At 45.3% G+C, this 18305-nt stretch carries 16 protein-coding genes; 4 read left to right on the top strand and 12 right to left on the bottom strand.

All coding sequences use genetic code 11. From position 1 onward, the window contains the following. The first annotated feature begins 28 nt into the window (after nt 1-28). On the top strand, nt 29-2644 hold the full coding sequence (locus B5X68_RS08510) for a hybrid sensor histidine kinase/response regulator (protein WP_082214274.1): 2616 nt from the start codon (nt 29-31) through the stop codon (nt 2642-2644). Here B5X68_RS08510 and B5X68_RS08505 read toward each other — a convergent pair. Both B5X68_RS08505 and B5X68_RS08500 read right to left on the bottom strand, forming a co-directional pair. Then, nucleotides 2626-3840, bottom strand: coding sequence for a glycosyltransferase (locus B5X68_RS08505; RefSeq protein WP_082214273.1), 1215 nt, complete (start codon nt 3838-3840; stop codon nt 2626-2628). The genes B5X68_RS08510 and B5X68_RS08505 overlap by 19 nt on opposite strands. Before the next feature lie 6 nt (nt 3841-3846). Then, nucleotides 3847-4725: a beta-1,6-N-acetylglucosaminyltransferase gene (locus B5X68_RS08500; RefSeq protein WP_229208339.1), complete on the bottom strand. Its 879-nt coding sequence runs from the start codon at nt 4723-4725 to the stop codon at nt 3847-3849. A gap of 48 nt (nt 4726-4773) precedes the next feature. On the opposite strand from B5X68_RS08500, the gene B5X68_RS08495 reads away from it, so the two are divergent. Then, nucleotides 4774-4977 carry a hypothetical protein gene (locus B5X68_RS08495; protein WP_082214272.1) on the top strand — a complete coding sequence of 68 codons (204 nt, stop codon included), beginning with the start codon at nt 4774-4776 and terminating at the stop codon, nt 4975-4977. Here the strand turns inward: B5X68_RS08495 and B5X68_RS08490 are convergent. The 4 genes from B5X68_RS08490 to B5X68_RS08475 form a co-directional block, all read right to left on the bottom strand. Next, nucleotides 4967-6496: an O-antigen ligase family protein gene (locus tag B5X68_RS08490; RefSeq protein ID WP_082214271.1), complete on the bottom strand. Its 1530-nt coding sequence runs from the start codon at nt 6494-6496 to the stop codon at nt 4967-4969. The genes B5X68_RS08495 and B5X68_RS08490 overlap by 11 nt on opposite strands. Before the next feature lie 156 nt (nt 6497-6652). Then, on the bottom strand, nt 6653-7834 hold the full coding sequence (locus B5X68_RS08485) for a glycosyltransferase (protein ID WP_082214270.1): 1182 nt from the start codon (nt 7832-7834) through the stop codon (nt 6653-6655). Further along, nucleotides 7831-10011 (bottom strand): exopolysaccharide transport family protein, encoded by a 2181-nt coding sequence (locus B5X68_RS08480; protein ID WP_082214269.1) that lies wholly within the window; start codon nt 10009-10011, stop codon nt 7831-7833. The genes B5X68_RS08485 and B5X68_RS08480 overlap by 4 nt, the downstream gene beginning before the upstream one ends. Then, a complete protein-coding gene (locus B5X68_RS08475; protein ID WP_229208338.1) occupies nt 10008-10676 on the bottom strand; it encodes a TolC family protein in 669 nt (222 codons plus the stop codon). Before B5X68_RS08475 ends, B5X68_RS08480 begins: the two co-directional genes overlap by 4 nt. 109 nt (nt 10677-10785) lie before the next feature. On the opposite strand from B5X68_RS08475, the gene B5X68_RS08470 reads away from it, so the two are divergent. Next, nucleotides 10786-11403, top strand: coding sequence for an acyltransferase (locus B5X68_RS08470; RefSeq protein ID WP_082214267.1), 618 nt, complete (start codon nt 10786-10788; stop codon nt 11401-11403). Between the two features lie 46 nt (nt 11404-11449). Here the strand turns inward: B5X68_RS08470 and B5X68_RS08465 are convergent, their stop codons facing one another. The 4 genes from B5X68_RS08465 to B5X68_RS08450 form a co-directional block, all read right to left on the bottom strand. Next, nucleotides 11450-12664, bottom strand: a complete 1215-nt coding sequence (locus B5X68_RS08465; protein ID WP_082214266.1) for a sugar transferase — start codon at nt 12662-12664, stop codon at nt 11450-11452. A 13-nt stretch (nt 12665-12677) separates the two neighbouring features. Next, the gene (locus B5X68_RS08460) at nt 12678-13067 is read right to left on the bottom strand and encodes a response regulator transcription factor (RefSeq protein ID WP_082214265.1); all 390 of its coding nucleotides are present in this window, start codon (nt 13065-13067) and stop codon (nt 12678-12680) included. Nucleotides 13068-13551: 484 nt separating this feature from the next. After that, nucleotides 13552-14562, bottom strand: coding sequence for an energy transducer TonB (locus B5X68_RS08455; RefSeq protein WP_082214264.1), 1011 nt, complete (start codon nt 14560-14562; stop codon nt 13552-13554). Continuing rightward, entirely contained in the window at nt 14549-15019 is a 471-nt protein-coding gene (locus tag B5X68_RS08450) for an RNA polymerase sigma factor (RefSeq protein WP_229208337.1), read from the bottom strand. The genes B5X68_RS08455 and B5X68_RS08450 overlap by 14 nt, the downstream gene beginning before the upstream one ends. Before the next feature lie 276 nt (nt 15020-15295). Here B5X68_RS08450 and B5X68_RS08445 point away from each other — a divergent pair, with 276 nt between their 5' ends. Continuing rightward, on the top strand, nt 15296-17149 hold the full coding sequence (locus B5X68_RS08445) for a YfbK domain-containing protein (protein ID WP_082214262.1): 1854 nt from the start codon (nt 15296-15298) through the stop codon (nt 17147-17149). Nucleotides 17150-17163: 14 nt separating this feature from the next. Here the strand turns inward: B5X68_RS08445 and B5X68_RS08440 are convergent, their stop codons facing one another. Together B5X68_RS08440 and B5X68_RS08435 are read right to left on the bottom strand one after the other, a co-directional pair. Next, nucleotides 17164-17748, bottom strand: a complete 585-nt coding sequence (locus B5X68_RS08440; protein WP_082214261.1) for a DUF4202 domain-containing protein — start codon at nt 17746-17748, stop codon at nt 17164-17166. A 22-nt stretch (nt 17749-17770) separates the two neighbouring features. Continuing rightward, a complete protein-coding gene (locus B5X68_RS08435; RefSeq protein WP_082214260.1) occupies nt 17771-18244 on the bottom strand; it encodes a hypothetical protein in 474 nt (157 codons plus the stop codon). Between the last annotated feature and the right edge of the window lie 61 nt (nt 18245-18305).

The raw sequence follows: 18305 nt of genomic DNA, 5'->3' as shown, positions 1-18305 counted from the left end.
TTTACCGTGTGCCAATTCACTTAGTTGTATGCCGATCAGTTTGACAGAGCCTACTTTCAGATGGTATTATGCTTGCATATACCTTGGCCTCGCATTGATTTTTGGCTCCCAGTATTTTACTTATAAGAATGTCCGGGATCTTTCACTCAATAACGAACGCCTCAACCGGACGATCGGTGTCTTAAATCAAACTGCCAATTTCGGGCATGTTACCAAGGATTTCCAATCCAATATGCGCGGTTACCTGATCACGCAGGACAAAAATCTGCTGGCAGACAACTATAACAAGAAAATTGAGCTGATCGGCATTACGGACACACTTTTCAATCTGGTTAAAAATGATGCTGTACAAACCGTCAGGGTTCGGCAGCTGTTATCGATTTCCAGTAACATTGTGGCTTATTCTCAGGGCATTGTCTCCATTTACAGGACCATTGGCCGCGACAGCGCTTTTACCAAAATCAGGCAAGGTGAAGGCATCAGGCTCAATAAGGCACTGACCAATAAGATCAATGAGATCGAATATCATGAAAACCATAATCTGAATCTCCGCCGCATGCTCGTGGCACGGACACAGGAAAATTCAGTGCTGTTTATCATTGTTACCGGAATTGTAGGCCTGTTTCTGACTGTCCTTTCCATCGTATTCCTGAATCTGGATAAGCGAAAACAGATCCTTTTGCAGAACGAAATAAACGAAAAAGAGCGGCTTGTAAGTCAGTATCTGGAAGCGATCCCGGATGGCGTAATGGTGATCAACAAGCAAAGTGAAATTGTGTTTTTAAACCAGTCGGGACGGGAAATATTAGGATTCAAGCCGGGGAAGCTGGTCACGCTGGAAGATGAGCTGAGCGAGATCACATTGCTGGATCCGACACGCTTTCACGAGCGTTTTACGCCCGAAACCCTGCCCGTAGCAAGAGGTTTGAAAGGGGAAAAACTGGCTGGCAATAAAATTGATTTAATTAAAAACGACAAAATATATCACCTGGAAACCAATGTGCAGCCCGTGATCGCGATGGAGGGTGAAGTGACAAGCGCCATTACCGTTTTCCGTGACATTACCGAAAGGGCCAATTATGAAGCCACACTTGAAAAAGCGCGGGCGCTGGCCGAAAAATCGGTGCGCGTCAAAGATATTTTCCTATCCAACGTAAGCCACGAAATCCGGACGCCGCTTAATGCAATTATTGGCTTTACCAACCTGCTTGTCGGGGAAGTGAAGGAACCAAAAAGCATTGAATATGTAGAGTACATCCAGTATGCAGGACGGAATCTGCTGGAACTGATCAATGATATTCTGGATTTTTCCAAAATCGAGGCCGGCCAGGTGCATCTGGAAAAGACCACAATTTCTTTGAAAGAAGTCGTAGAATCCGTGTCCGTGATTGCCAATCAGAAAGCGGTGGAGAAAGGAATTTCTTTTCAGTATAGCCTGGCGAGCGACTTACCCGCATTCGTGGAAGCCGACAAGCTCCGACTTACCCAGATCTTGCTGAATGTGTGCGGCAACGCGGTTAAATTCACAGAAAAAGGAAGTGTTACATTAAATGTCTCGCCGATCAGAGAGTCCGTAAACGGGGTGCAAACTATCCGGATCACGGTGACCGATACGGGGGTCGGCATAGCAAAAGATAAGCTGAATGACGTTTTCAACCGCTTTGTACAGGCAACGGAAAGCACAACCCGGGTTTTCGGCGGAACCGGGCTCGGGCTTAGCATTGTAAAATCCCTCGTGGAGCTTTTCGAGGGAACATTGAAACTGGAAAGTGAGCTCGGCAAAGGGACTACATTTATCATGGATTTTCCTTTCCAGGTCATGCAGGCTCCCGAACCAGCAGCAATTGAAATGGTTATTGATCCAAAAGAATCTATTTCCATGCTTAAAGTCCTGGCTGCCGAGGACAATACATTAAATCAGAAGTTGCTACATGCTATATTTGAAAGATTAAAGATTCCATTGCGAATCGTTAATAATGGTCAGGAAGCATTGGACAGGCTGCGCGAGGAGGAATTTGACATTGTTTTAATGGATATCCAGATGCCTGTCATGGACGGCTACACGGCAATAAAAGAAATCCGTAAGTCCATCTCAAAAACAATCCCGATTATCACGATGACGGCACACGCGATGGTGGGCGAAAAGGAAGAATGCCTTAGCATTGGTGCTAACAGCTACATTTCAAAGCCTTTCAAGGAAAGTGAATTATTATATACAATTGCATACCTGGGAAATAAAGGCAACGTTGAAACGCCTCCTCCCGCATCACAAACCAAAGAAGTAAATCCTCAACAACAGGGTACCATGTCAGACAGTATACTTAATCTCGAATACCTAGCGGAAATTACAGGCGGTGATAACGAACTTCGCGGCGAACTGATCCAGATGTTTGAGAACGACAGCAAGACACAATTAAGTGCTATTGAAGAATCCTCGGCATCAGGAGATCTCGAAAGGCTTCGCCAATCCATCCACAAATTCCGTTCCTCCCTTTTTTCTGTGGGAATGCTTTCAACTGCCAACCAGTACAAAGACCTGGAAGCCATTCTTAAGCAGGGAAAATGGAGCAGTGAACTGAGCCAAAAACTGGTATTATTGAAAGCGGAATCCGAATCGGGGCTGGTTCAGCTGAAATTGCTGTAATGATAGTTTTTTCTGTCGGAACTCGACAAACCCATGGCTTTGTAAATTTCTCGAACGCTGTTTTCCCACGTGTGTGAGCTCGCAAATGTCCTCCGCGCCGCAATCCTGGCTTCTGAATTTTCCAAAAGTGCGCGCTCTATGAGCGTAATGTAGTCTTCTTTGGTTTTCGCCAGATAAACGTGCTCTGAAAAAACACTCATGGCGTCGGTGCTGGTTGCCACGGTCGGCTTTCCGACAGCCAGATATTCGTCAATTTTCCTTGGGTAATTGCCAATGGTTACCTCATTCAGCAGCTGCGGATTAAGACAAATGTCAAAGGAATTAATGTAGGCCGGCAATTCGCTGATGTCCCGCGAGCCTGTGAATATCACGTTAGGCATTTGATGTAATGTGCTGGTCAGAAACTCGTTATCCTCCGGACCAACGAGCACAATGTTCCACTCGGGACGTTTTTCGGCAATGTATTGGAGCAGATCCATGTCCAGGCGGATGCTTTGCAACGCGCCTACATAACCAATGCGTGGCCGCCTCAAATGGCTCAGATCCGCTGGCTCGGAAGCTTTGCTGCCTTCCAGGAAAATATCCAGGTCGCAGCCCTGTCCTACGTAATGTGAATTGGGATTGAATTTGCGACAGTAATCGGCCAGATAAGTTGAATTTGCTACACAAAGGTCGCTTTTGGCAATGAGCTCCGGTTCTAGCAGGTCACCGTGTTTTTTCCAGTAGTCAACTGCCCGCATGTAATCCCGCGAGTAATAAACAGACAATTTAGGTTCGAGCATCTCTTTGAGATAGAAGCTCCGGAACATGTCATTGTCATTGAAATGGATGATATCTTTAAAGCCAAGCCCGGCAACTTCGCGCTGGATACAATCTGCAAAAATCCGGTTATTGCGTTTATTGAAGAAAGAAAAAATTTTGTCCGAAGAAATCCAGTTTATCGACTCTATAAGCTCGTCAGGATAGAGCACCCATAAGTTTTCCTGTATCTTTTCCAGTCCGTCCCGCTTATTTTTGATTATCTCCCGGCGCTTCAGGACCTTAGGATCGCTGCTGTTCTTGTACGAACTGGCCCGGTCGAGAGGCGAATTCACATACAAGACACGGTGGTGCTTGCTGAATTCCAGTGCAATGTTTTTGCAATTACTCCCTATCTCCACGTCCCAGGCCTGCTGTCCGGTAATAACGATGTCCATAATAACCTATGTATAGCTAAAAATCTTCTTGTCTAAATAGTCCAGTATCTCAGGTTGGGAACTCATGTCAAACTTGCGCGCAAAAAGCGCCTTCGCTTCCGATAACTTCGCCTGATCTTTCATTGTCAATGTTTCCGGGCTTGCTTTCCCTTCTTTCCACTGTATATATCTCAAATTATCGTTCACCATCTTGTCGCGAAAGTGCGAGTTGTACAGGATGGTTTGAAAGACGATTTCATCCGGTGCCCAGGTATGTTTAAAGTAATTTACCACCCGAGGATGCGCCTGCAAATAGCTCAATATATGCCTTGCCGCATCCATGGTAATGCTCAGCCATTGTGATTTTCCGACAGGAACGAGGTTGTCGGGCATTGATCTGGCTGGTAATAGCTTATTCATCCATTTTTGCACGAGGTATTTTCCGGGAAAATTGTAATTGGTCAGGTGATACTGCGTCAGACGCGGAATCGCTTCTGTCCATTCGTGAGTAACCGACTGAAATTCCATGAAATTTTCCCCATTTTGCTTTTGAAAAAAATCGTGGATCTCATCGGCCCGCTTCAAAGGATAATCCGAGCCGCTTAACAAATTAATGTAACCAATATCCAATCCCGAAGAAGCGATCTGCGTCAAACCGTTTACAGTGGCCTGAACAATACTATATGCACCCCAGCCGACCGTCTCGCGCTTTTCTATAAAATACACTCGTTCTCTCGGTAAAACTTCCTCAAAAGCCGAAATAGCCGCTTTTTTATCAATGTGCAGAAAAAAATACGCATCACTGTGAGCCAGCACTTTGACCAGCCTTGCCACTTGCGCAGGTTGTGAATGAGCCAGTATAAGGTGAGCGATTTTCACTATAATTGTTTGTACGAATATGCGCATAATTTAATATTATTTGTACAAATAATATTACCTCGCCCTTCAATTTAAATGTCTAAGTTACTGCTTAGGATCCATTCACTCGACTATTTGCGCGGCCTTGCGGCTCTGGGAATCATGTTTTACCACATGCATCTGCTCAACTTTGGCAAAACCGACGCTTCCTCTCCTTTGGCGGTAATCAAGATCTACTTTATGGGGCTTGCCAAACATTTCAAAAAGCCTGTCGCAAAAGCTACTATGCTTATAAAGTAGATTCCAGCGGGGCTTCCAGCCGGGCCTTTCTGATCTGCTCTTTATCATCAATGATTTTGGTAATGTTGATGATAGCGACCGCGAGATAAAAATAGATGTTTGACGGAAATTGAACCAGCGCTTCCTGGGGATAGTTGCCAATGTTATAGGCAAATACAATGAGCAGCATGGCCATACAGTACGTTTTTAGTTCGGGATTCCGGATAGAAAAGTAATTATTAATACCCTCCCTCAAAATAAAGAACATTAATAAACAAAAGATAGCAAGACCGATCCAGCCAAGTTCCACTGCAATCCGCACATAGCCGCTATCGGGCGGGAAATTGGCCAGATAAGACTGAGGTGCAAAACGCTGGCCCCATGCGCCCGTCGCACCCAGCCCCCCGCCCATCGGATGGGATAATATGTAAGGCTGGATGCGTTTCTGGTTGTTTTTCCGTGCTTGAAAAGAAATGTCTTCGTTAGGTTTGAATGCAGTTTGAAAGCGTACAATATTGGAATTGGTCGTAGGCACCATGATCAGAAATAATATCCCTACGCCCGCTATGGCAGTCCCTATGAGCACCTGCTTGTTGAATTTTAAAATAACAAACAGTACCATCGCCGCCGGAAGCAGCACATATGCGCCCCTCGTACCGGAGAAAAGCATGGCTGTGAACATGATCACGGTAAGCACAGTTAACACTACTTTTTTCCATCGTTCCTTCACATACGACAACAAAGCAATGCACAAAATACTGCTAACCACCATGTTGTAAGAGAAAGCAACAGGATCCGAAAAGATCGAAAACTTACGCCAGTGCCCGGAAATGAAAAGCAGCTCTTTAATGTTGGGATCTGAATATAACCAGGCTTCCTCAGCGGCTGAAAAACCGATAAATTCCTGTTTGAATGCATATAATGCAGCAAATGTTGCCAGCCCGATCCACATCTTTAATATGAAACGAACCTGTTCCACTGTCCTGATCTGATACATAAACACGAAATACGTAAGCATCACAATCGCCACTGCCCTGATCGTATAAACCCAGGCCAACCGCGATTCGGCAACGGGATTAGCCACTTCGGTAATGTTGTACACAATCCAGATCAGGATCATTGTCCCGATTGGCCCTTTGAACATGGTCCAGTTGGGGTTTCGTTTCTGGCGAATGAAGAAGCCTAAAATGAGCAATCCCTGGATTCCGTCCATAACCGTCCCGAGCGGAAAGTCGATGCCCAGCCTGCCCACGAAAAAGAGCAGATAAGCAAGCATCAGCAGCACAGTAATCCCGAATTGCGGATAAACCACAATGGAATAAACAAAGGGTGGTCCGATCATCAGCACGATGATCAACGCGCCTGCAATAATGCCCTGGTAAGCGATTAATGCGCCTAATCCGGCCGAAAGTAAAAGAAGAATGAGCAGCCCGGTGGTGTTGCTGAGCTTATCTACCAAAAACAACTTGCGGAGCCTGCCTTTGAAGGTTTGCTCAGCTGCATTGCTGTTGGAAATAAAAAGTTGTAACTCCTTCTCCATTAAAAGAACAAGATTTTAAAGAAAAAAATGAATGCACTGACGAAAGCCAGCAACAAAGCAACCTGCCGCGTTTTTTTTTGCAGCGGTGTCAGATGGTCAAATGTCTCCTTCTTTCTCTTCTCTGTCTTAACCGGATAAATTTTCATAATGCAGGAGCTATATCTGTTTATGGTCTGTCTGGCTACTGCGCGTTGCCACAGAGATTTGATTGGCTTTCCTTGCGTTGAGTAAGGCGAGAAGCTGAAAAGAAATGAATTTGGGGATATTAACCAGCGACTGATAGATCCTGGCATCCGTATGCGACCGTTTTAAAGAAATATAAAAACCTGTAACAAAGACACATAACCCCACAAACCACATAACCGACACGGGAATGGAAATAAACAGGTTGACCAGCATAAAAAATACCGACAGGATCAGAAATATGAACAAAGGCGGCCTGAGCAGCACGAGTCCGAACAAAGTCTGGTTCCAGTTCAAACTGGTTAAGCCATTGAAAAAGATCTTAAAACCAAGCGCAAAGTATTTGAACCAGGTGTTGATCCAGCGGGCGCGTTGCTTTACGAGCTGATCGCTTCCGGTGGTTTTTTCATCGTAAACTATGGCCTTTTCGGCGAATGCAATGCGGTATTTTCTGCTGACAATGCCATCTTGAAGCACTTTATCAAAACCCGCTCCGGTAACGTCCAGATGCCCCAGACATTCCTTGTAAAGCGCTGTCGTAAATGCCATTCCCGAACCGGCCAGAGTTGCCGAAGATCCCGCGCCGAAAAGTATCTTTCCGTCATAAAAATGATAATAAATATCCCTGGCTGCATCCAGGCAAGCATAGGTGCTGTCCAGATTCTTGGCCTCCCTAACACCCTGAACTGCCTGAAATCCAGCTTTGAAATAAACATTCAGCTCGTTCAGATATTGGGGATCGGTGAGGTTATCACTGTCGATAATCGTTAAATGGGAATGAGGCCTGATGAAGTTTCGTATCGCGTAAAAATGGGAACGGGTGTTACTTCCCAGCACTTGCTCCGGCCTGAGCAATGAAACCCGGTCCGGCGGAAAATGCAGTCCGGTAATGTCACATTTATCCGCGACCACATAAATATGAAAACGCTCATAATCCAGTTTAAGCAGCGAAGCCACCACTGCGGGAAGCTGCTGCGTGTATTCGTAGGCTGTGACAATGATGCCGTAATCCGGCAATTCAGGGACCGGCGCAGGGCCAGTTGCCAGCTTGTCTTTGCCGCGAATGCTGTAAATAATCAGCAGCAACACAGGAAAGACCAGGTTATACCAGATCAGGAACTGAATGAGTAACCAAACCGCTTCCACTATTTTCATACTTCCACAGGTTTTCCAATTTTTCCAGCTTGCTCAGGAATGTCTTCCGTGTTGGTAAGCACCCAGCCGGAAAACTTATCTTCCAGATTATTGAGATACTGGATTTTAGACTGATCATCATCCGAAATAGACCTTCCGGCTGCAAAAACGGCCACCACACGGTCCGAGAACGTAATCCATTCTTTGGCCTTGTTCATGGCTGTGAGCGAATCTGTTTCCACCAGAATGATGTCAAACTGCGTTTTCAGCACTTGCAAGCGGTCTCCAACCGACTTTTCATCAGCCAGTTCAAGCAGTGAAATGTCACCTCCCTTATTACCCAGAATGCGTATTTGCCCTGAGCTGGCCTCAATCACCGTGTTGCTTTTCACGAAGTTCTCGATCAGGCTTGTATCCGGGTTCAGTTTCGAAATGTCCGGCTGTCCGAAATTTCCGTCGATGATCAGCACTGACTTATTTATTTTAGAAAATGCCCAGCCAAGTGCGACCACAAAAGATGTTTTGCCAACGCCGTATGACAAGCTGGTAACGGCAATGATTTTCGGGTCATCAATTTCATTATCAAGCTCATAACGGATCGAGCGAACAAGGTTTTTATAAAGCCTTATCGACTTATCATCCGAAGCATTCATGCCGGAAAGGCTAAGATTTGAGCCTTTGTCCAATGCATTGAGATAACCCAATACAGGCCTTTCCGTAGCATTGGCCAACTGCAATGGATAGCGGATGGATTTATCAATGTAAAATAAAATGAAGAATACAAACACGCAGAATGTGAAGCTGATAACTCCGGAAAGCACCACTAGCACCATTTTCTTCGAAGCCTGCACTTCACCCGGCATCGCTCTTTCAATTAAACGCAGGTAAACCGGGAAGCTGAATTCCAGACTTGCCTCATTATAGCGTTGCAGCGCCTCAATGTATTCTTTGCTGGCAATGTCAATGGAAGTTTCATATTCCTGGATTGTGGCCTCATTCGGCACAAGCCCGTCGAACTTCTTGTTCAGCCGGTTCAGCTCGCCCTGGATCGAAGCGACACTGTTTTTTGCCAGTTCGAGCGAAATTTCCATTTGCAATTTTTGCGTAACCAGGTCCTGTTTCAGCGCCATGGGGTTGTAGGCGTATTTATCCGTCGCCTCATCGATTTCCTCCGTGAGCTGGTTTCTCAGTGAATCCATGCTCAATTTCAGGCGCTGATCAAAGTTGCTGAGCACATATCGTTCATTCAATGCTCTCAGGTTACTTTTTGAAGTAATGATCTTCTGGTTGATCCCGGTCAGCGCACTTTCAAAATATTTACGCTCGGTTGGGTCAAACTTTTTATCAATGTTATTGATAGCCGCCCCGAGAGCTACAATATCCTTTTGCGCAACCTCTCTTCTGGTTTCATAATCAGCCATTTGACCGTAAATGCTCTTGGCTTGCTCATTGAGATTCAATACCCTGTTCTGGATCTTGAAATTCCGCAGCGTGTTCATACGGCCATTGAGCGCGGCTAGTTTTTGCAGCATAAAGCTCTGCAGGAAGTCGATCGTCTTTTTATTGTTTCCAACCACACGTGAGGAGTTGTCAGAAATGAACTCTTCACTTAGCGTATTGATTACGTAAGCAGCCAGTTCAGGGTTTTCGGCCTCAAATTCGATGTCAATATAATCGCCTACACCCGTTCGGTAAATAATAAGCTTTTCACGCAACGCATTGGCCCCGTAACCCATATCCACAATGATGTCATTCAATTGATTTTCATACGGTTTTGACAAAAACAGCTCTTCGCGCTTTTTGTATTTCTCTGTAATCAACGCGATAGCTTTACTCTTGTCGGCCTTGCTCATCGATTCCAATTCTTTCACCGGTTCACGCCAGGTTGAGTCTTTCAAACCTTTCAAGTCGTTAAGAATCAGCCTGTATGACACTTGATCAATGGTCCTTTTCAAACGCATGACCTGGATAAGGCTTTCAAACTTGCGCGCAATCTGCTGATCCTGTTCATCTTTGGCTTTGGTAACAACCTGGTCTGTTTTATCAACAAGTCCCGTTGCAATACGCGCGTGCGATTCGAATGTGTCGGGCAGGCGCCGGACGAGGAAATAGCAAAGGATGACGGTGATCAGCGGAACCAGGATCAGCGTAATTTTATTGCGTTGCAGTAATCTCAGAAATTGTACAAACTCGCTCATTTTATGTCTTCTAATTTTTGTCCCAATAATTCTTCCAGACTGCTTTTCGCTATCAAAATCTCGCTTTCTGCGTTCAGCAAGTTTTGGTAATGGTCTGTCTGCATAACCAGTATCTGATTATATTTTTCCAACGTCTCCTGCCCCATCTCGAAACGTTTTTTCACATTGGCAACCATACTTTCCACATCCAGCACGGCGTTGGAACGCACTTTGAAAATAGCCCGTTTCTGGATCAGCGTGAAATAGCGTTTCTTCACTTCGGCTACCATATTCAGGTCAAATGCTTCCTTATCATGCTGCATAACCGAAAGCTCTCCTTTGGCCTGCTTGATCATGCTGGGCTTTTGCAGAATGGCGCCAATATTAACGAAGAACCCCAGCTGGTAACCGCTCAGCAATGTTGGTGAAATCGTCGCTGTGTTGTTATTTGGGCTGTACAGGTATGAAAAATTGAAAATATCAAAATATGAAAGTTTCGCTTTTTTGATCGCATATTCAGCTACTGTTACCCGGTCGTCATACATTTTAATCTTCGGATAATTCGCTCTGGTAATGGCAATTAGTTTTTCGAGATACGCATAGTCCACATCTTTGCTCAAAGATTCCTGGGCGTGTGTTGTGAGGGTAATCAAAAACAAGGGAATTAAAAACACTGCGTATCTCATCGGCATTATTTTTTAAAAAATAGTTTATTTAAAATGGATTTTGCTTGGTTTTGTAGTTATTGGAAATACATTTGAATAAAATTACTTCTACTTTCCCTGCCCCGACCGAATGGCTTTTTCAGACCAAATCAAGAGCAACCCGCGTTTAAAAAAATTCTTTCACTGGCTTCTTATTCCTACAAATCAGGCCCGTCCGAGGCTTTGGGTTAGGGTGATATTGAACCGGTTTTATCATCAAAGAGGTAAGAATGTCGTTATAAGGAGCTGGGTTAGAATGGATGTGCTTCCGTTCAACCCTTTCTCAATCGGAGACAATTCCATGATTGAAGACTTTACTACGGTTAATAATGGCGTGGGGGAAGTGAGGATTGGCAATAATTCGCTGATCGGGCTGGGTAATGTGATCATTGGTCCTGTAACGATCGGCAACAACGTCATTCTCGCACAGAACATTGTGGCAAGCGGACTGAACCATAACTACACTGACATTGCGCAACCGATTCACCAGCAAGGCGTTAGCGTTGCGCCCATTGTAATTGAAGACGACTGCTGGATTGGCGCCAACACCGTGATCACTGCCGGGGTTACCATTGGAAAACACTGCGTAGTTGCCGCAGGAGCCGTTGTCACCAAAAATATCCCTCCCTACTCTGTCGCTGTCGGCAACCCAGCCCGGGTTATCAAACAGTACGACGGGTCCCGCAATGAATGGGTTAAGACCATTTAACATAAGCGTGTATAAGTAATTTCGATAATGTTCTGATAGAGGAGGGTTACACGTTTTCTGATTGCAAGAGGGCCGGGAAAGTTTTAAGAATGATCTGCATATCCATCTTAAAGGAAAATTCCTTTGCATAAGTAATATCCAGCTGCGTCCTTTCTTCTTCTGACATATCCGCTTTCCCTTTTCCGCGTTTGGTCACCTGCCACAAGCCGGTAAGACCGGCCGGGCCTGCGAAGCGGAGGATTTTATCGTCGGTGGTCATTTTTTCAGCTTCGTAAAGCGGCAGCGGGCGGTTACCCACCAGCGACATATCGCCTTTCAGTATGTTGATCAGCTGGGGCAGTTCGTCCAGGCTGCTGTTTCTTAAAAACTGCCCAAAACGCGTAATCCGCGGATCGTTCTGAAATTTCATAAAGGCAGCTTTCTGGTCCTTCTGGAAGTGATAAAGCTTCTCGCAAATCTCCTTTCCGTCGTGGAACAGCAAGCTCTTACATTGATTCCCCGCCAGACAATCATCACACAAGCCGTTACTTTCGATCTGGTTTACAGGCTCAGTGCTTTTGTTGTACATGCTTAATGCAGCCATTTTTCGGATGAGCTGATCGGCATCTGTACGCATGGTGCGGAATTTGTAAAGGTCGAAGATCTTGTAACCGCTCCCTACCCTTTTTGATTTGTAAAAAACCGGCCCTTTCGAGTCCAGGCGTATCAGAAGCGCCACCAGCAGAAACACCGGAAGCAAAAGGATCACTGCGCCGCCCGTTGTAATGACGTCGATGGCCCTTTTCCAGAGTGGTGTACGTGTATTTTGGGCGCTGATTTTTTGTGAAGCTTTGCTGGCCACATACCATTGTCTCTTTTTGAAATAACGGATGCGGGTAATGAGGTCGCCGTCATCAAAACGAACGGAGAAAATATCGTCAGCGTGATGCTTGCGGGCAATTTCTATCGCTTCGTAGCTCAGGTTGTTCACCATAAGTACGAAGGGAATGTTGCCAAAGCCAGCATTATTGCGGATCGTGTCAAGCAATTCCAGGCCGCCGCTTTCTGTGTGGGCCAGGATAATGTCTGCGGGATAATTCTCTTCAAGGGCGCGGAGAACGCCTTCCTTGGAGTCGAAATATTCAACCTGCAGCGAATCGGCATACTGTTCCGAAAATTTCAGGTATTGTTCCAGATCTTTGTTCAGATAAATAACCCTGAACAACGCGACGTAGGATTTTGGCTCAACAACCATTCCCGCGGACGTGCTTGTCAATTCCATATTGATTTGCTGATTAAGAGTAGCGTTTACTTCGGCGAAGGATTGCATTGATCTTGGCGTGAACTTCCATCGGATTGAATGGTTTGACCATAAAATCGTCCGCGCCCAGGTTCAGGCATTGAATGCGTTCACTGCTTTCGTCGGATCCGGAAAGGATGATCACCGGAATGTCAGCATACAAATTGCTGGCTTTTGCAACCTTTAAGAACTCTTTTCCGCTCAAATTGGGCATATGCAAATCTGCAATGATCAGGTCGGCCTGATTTCCTTCTTCGAGCCAAAGCATGCCTTCGGATCCGTCACTTTTAATTACAACATTAAAGTCCTTTTTTAGAAAATGCTCCAATATCTTGGTGATACTTGGTTCATCGTCTATAATCAAGAGATTTCTTCTACTGCTCATAGGTTGAGTAAAAAATATTCAAATTATCTAGTGCTTTTTTGATGTTACCGCTCGGAAATTTTGGCTGATTTGCGCCGGGCGTATTTTAAAGATATAAAAATACAGCCAATTATTTCGTAGAATTAGTAATAATACTGTCCAATACAAAATCTATCCGGAAAATTTATTAGAAACGACCCGTTTCCATCGTATCAGACCTAAAAAAACATCAATGATTGGTTGTATGGTTTGATTTACAGAAACATTTATAAAGGGTGTATGTATGAAGGGAGTGGCGACGTAGGTAGTAAAATTAAATACAACTATCCAGAACGCAAAAATTTAGGATTCAAATTTCAAAAAAAAATACAAATTAGTTCTACGGTTAATTTTGTAACCGACTGATCCATGCGAGATTATTTAAATCCATGGATAATTATATACTCCAAAAAGTTGTAAAGTGCTTGAAAACAGTCCTTAGGAAGAGGTGCAGGCGAAAACTACCTTACTTTTTGAACAGTAACTTGACAGTTACCGGAGTGCGTACAGCAAAGCCATTTTGCCTGGCGGGCAACCAAAGCGGGCCTTCTTGCACAATGCGGATCGCCTCTGAATGCAATTGCTTTTTGCCCTGAGCAGTGAAGTCGGCCAATGTCCCGTCCGCATTTACATAAAAAATTACCGTTACTTCTCCCTTACGCCTGGCGGCGCTGGCTTGCTTTTCCAGATAGGCATTGTACGCGTCCCAGCCCATTAAGGGACTGGCTGACAGCTTAGTAACTGAATCTGTCAAGTCGGGCAATGCTGCCAGAGTTCTGGCGGAAGCTGCCTCGGCCACAACGGTTTGACTCTTTTTGTATTTGGGTTCTTGCCCCCTCCGCCCGGCCGTTGCAGCGGGCATTGGCGTGCGCGCCGTATTGCCGAATGCTTGTTTCTCCACAGGCGCCGCAGCGGGGACACGCACCTGCTCTTCGTTATCTACGGCCGCTAAATCTGTTTCCGTTCGTTGTTCAGGAATTTCAATGGCCAGTTCGCGCTCCCGCGCACGCTTGCTTGCTGAATGCCTGCGTGGAGCGGGTTTTTCGGTCGGTAATGCTATTTCCGGTTTCGTTTCGGGAGCAGATCGGGGCGCTGGTTCAGCCTCTGCCAATGGCTTTTCAACTGGATTTTGTCCAGTTTCCTTCATGTCACCTTTCTGGGGATCGGAAATAAATATAACCCAGAATGTGCCCAAAGTAATGATCAGAGAGGCCGCTGCTCCATAAGTCCATAACGGAATTGTCCTTTTTCGGTTGCCGGTGACCCTGTTTCGCAAATTCTGGTTCAGGGCCTGTTTTATATCGGCAACATTAGCCTTATTACGATGCATGGCCAGAAACCCATCGTACGCCTCGGCGAGCATAGGATCTTCCAGCATCTGCTTTTCAAACAAATGCTGCTCATTGGTCGACATTTTACCGTTATGATAGCGGCGAAAGTCCCCAAATCCAGCCATATCTGACTTATTCTCTGCCATTTTTCTCGATACAAATTTTCAGGTTACGCTTGCCATTCTGAATGTAACTTTTCACTTTGTTGAGATCAAAACCTGTCTCTTGACTAATCTCGCTGTAACATTTTTCCTGCATATAAAACAGCTGAATCGCCGTTCTTTGCTCCGCCTGCAATGTTCCCAGACATTTTTCCAAAGCATCTAATTTCTGATCATTAAAAAGCGGCTCTTCGGGTTCCATAGCAATCAGGAAGGTCTCGTCTTCTTCATTGCCGACATCAGCGGCTGAAACGAATGTCTTTTTGGCACGGAGCTGCATCAGGCAAAAATTACGGCAAACGCTGTGTAGCCAGCTTTTGAAATGCCCCACTTCATGCGTTTGCAAATCAACGACCAGCTTTTCAAAAATCTGCATTACCGCGTCTTTGGAGGCATCTTCGTCTTGTAAATATTTGTAACACAGCGCAAAGACCATTTCCATGTAAGGCGAATAGAGCGCCCCCAATAAGCCGACATCCGCCGCGCCGCCGATAGCCGAGCTGCGATAGGCCGCAAGTTGCTGCGCTTCTGAAAGCGGTGCTGCTTTATTTCCCCTGAGTATTTTAAAAACCTCACATGCGCCGGCTTAAAAACATGATAATATCCGTGTGTCAACCATTAGATGCAGCTTTTTTGAAATTCCATAAAAAAATCAAAAAATTTTTATGGAATCTGAATGTGCCCTGCATCAAGTCAATAAACAAAAAATCTATTAACCATGAAAAGTAAAATTGCATTACTCCTCTTTTTCGCTCTCACTGCGTTTACATTGCTGCAAACCAGGAAAATCACCGGTGTTGTGACGGACGAAAACCAAAAACCGCTTGCTAATGTGATCGTTATGCTCAAAAATTCCATGATCTCTACCAAAACGGATTCATTGGGAAGATACGCAATCCTGATCCCAACTTATGCACAGACGCTGACGTTCACAATGCCTGGTTATGCAACCAAGGAAGCGAAACTGGGCGCCACCAGCACACTGAATGTGACACTAACGACAAGCCGCATCGATCTGACGGACGCGCTGAGCGAGCATCAGCAGGTCCACCGGAAAGTTTCGGGAAACCATGTCAGGATGGAACAGGCCATGCACACCTTTATGGCGCCGTTACCGCAACAGCATCGTCAGGAGACTGAAAATTACAACCCGATTAACGAAAACGGCTTTCAGGTCGCATCGCAAACGCCCGTTACAACATTTTCAGTTGATGTGGATCGGGCCTCTTACAGCAACACGCGCCGTTTTTTGAACACCGGACAAATGCCGCCTGTTGATGCGGTGCGGATTGAGGAAATGATCAATTATTTTGATTACAATTATGCAGAGCCATCGGGTGAGCACCCCATTGCCGTATCGACCGAACTGACTGATTCTCCGTGGAATCCGGGTCTGAAATTACTGCACATTGGCTTACAGGCAAAAACCGTCCAGACTAAAAATCTGCCAGCCTCGAACCTGGTCTTCCTGATCGACGTTTCAGGCTCCATGTCTGACCAAAATAAACTTCCCCTTCTGAAACAGGCATTTAAATTGCTGGTTGACCAGCTTCGGCCGCAGGACAAAATTTCCATAGTTGTATACGCAGGTGCTGCGGGTGAAATTTTGAAACCAACACCGGGAAGTGAGAAAATCACCATTAAGGAAGCACTTGACGGACTGGAAGCAGGCGGCTCGACGGCTGGCGGCGACGGCATTGAACTGGCATATAAGCTTGCGAAGGACAACTTCATGAAAGATGGAAATAACCGCGTAATTCTGGCAACAGACGGCGACTTTAATGTTGGTATTTCAAGTGAGGGCGAATTGCAGCGTCTGATAGAAGGAAAACGGAAAGAGGGTATTTTCCTAAGCATTATGGGATTTGGGATGGGAAATTACAAAGACAGTCATATCGAAACACTGGCCGATAAAGGCAATGGAAACTATGCTTACATTGACAACATTCAGGAAGCGAGAAAAGAATTTGTGCAGGAATTCGGTGGAACGCTCTTCACCATTGCCAAAGACGTCAAAATCCAGATCGAATTCAACCCGAGGCATGTACAAGCTTACAGGTTAATCGGTTACGAAAATCGTGCGCTCAAAAATGAAGAGTTTCATGACGACAAAAAAGATGCCGGCGAAATGGGCTCGGGCCACACGGTAACTGCTCTCTACGAAATAGTCCCTGCGGGTGATAACAGCCCCTACCTGTCAAAGAATGATGCATTGAAATATCAGAAAACGGATGCTTCGGACATTGGGAAGACGGAAGAAATGTTAACCTTAAAAATTCGCTACAAAAAGCCGGATTCTGACAAAAGCATATTATTTGATATGCCTGTTAAAAACGCATCTAAACCACTGGCCGACTGTTCAGAAAATCTTCGTTTCGGGAGTGCAGTGGCAGAATTCGGGTTATTGCTCCGGAACTCGGAGTTTAAGGGGCAAGCCAGTTACCGGCAAGTGATTGCGCGTGCAAAAACGGCTTTCGGCAAAGATGAGGAAGGTTACCGCTCAGAATTTGTCCAATTGGTTAAGACGGCGGAAACATTGGACAACAGAAAAGCTACGGCGCAAAAAGATTGATCATTAACATTGCATCATGCCTGCGCCAATGCAATGTTAATCAGGCGCTTTCCTTCATCGCTATAAGGCAAGGAAAGCGCCATATTCCTGCCTGGGTCACTCATTTTGGCCCAGGTTTTTTGTAAAATAGTAACCATTTTTTCCTCACTCGTCTTGGCAATGAGATCGTCATACTGATATTGGAGAAAAACCAGGCAAAGTGCATTTTCCATGGTTTGAACCTCCTCGTCTGCCTTAATTTTTTGCTTACGAATGATTTGCTGGACCCGCTCAATAGTCTCTGCGTCATAACCCGCCGATTCCAATATTTCAGCAGCTTTTGCAGCATGGAATTTCGACAGGTCTGTTCGCCATTTGAGATAACCTGCCCTACCTTCCGGGTAAGTATTGCGCGCAATTTCCCACCGTCCTATATGTTGTGCCCTTGAAGCGAGTAACAAGCTTTCACTTGCGTCGGGCGAGAGTTTCGTGACCCATTCATGCAATTTTAGCGCGTAGAAATATTCTGCTGGATAATCTGTCCCGTCGTGAACCAAATGCTCCGGCGAATTACGGTTGTAAGCGTCAAAAAGCGCAAAGGCTTTTTCAATATTTTTCATTTCCAATGTTTTACAAACGGGTTTACTTTACAGCTTTAAATTTCAGGGCTATGTTGGTCATCCTGGGATAGTCGTAAGCGGTGCTTTGCGTTTTCATGGTAAAAAAATCACTGCTCGCATCTTTAGGATCAATGGTCCATTCGCCTCCTTTGGCCGCTGCATCTGCCGCACCGACCGTAAGATTTTTATCGTTTTGCTTCCATTTGAGGTTAAATGGCTTGGTATCCCCTTTAAAAACACCTGAAAATGTGCCGTCCTTCCGAAGTTCAACCGTCTCCATATACCGCTCAAAATCAATCCCGCCAAACTGCTGCGTCATCTTTCCATCCTTGAAAGTGACCGCATCATTCACGGCAATTTCATCAATTTTCCATTGTTTCACCGCAGTCAGCAAAGCGGCTGTATCCGCCGGGCTGTCAGCTACGTCCTTACAAGCTGATATTTGGATCAGAAAAATACTGATTAAACCCAATAATGCGGCTTTTTTCACAAGCATAGGAACATTCAAATTTGATGTATTTCCACAAATATAACCACATCAAAACATTCACAACCAT

Origin of the sequence: Dyadobacter psychrophilus (assembly GCF_900167945.1) — a bacterium.
Classification (GTDB): domain Bacteria; phylum Bacteroidota; class Bacteroidia; order Cytophagales; family Spirosomataceae; genus Dyadobacter; species Dyadobacter psychrophilus.
This window is presented reverse-complemented; position numbering and strand designations above follow the sequence as displayed.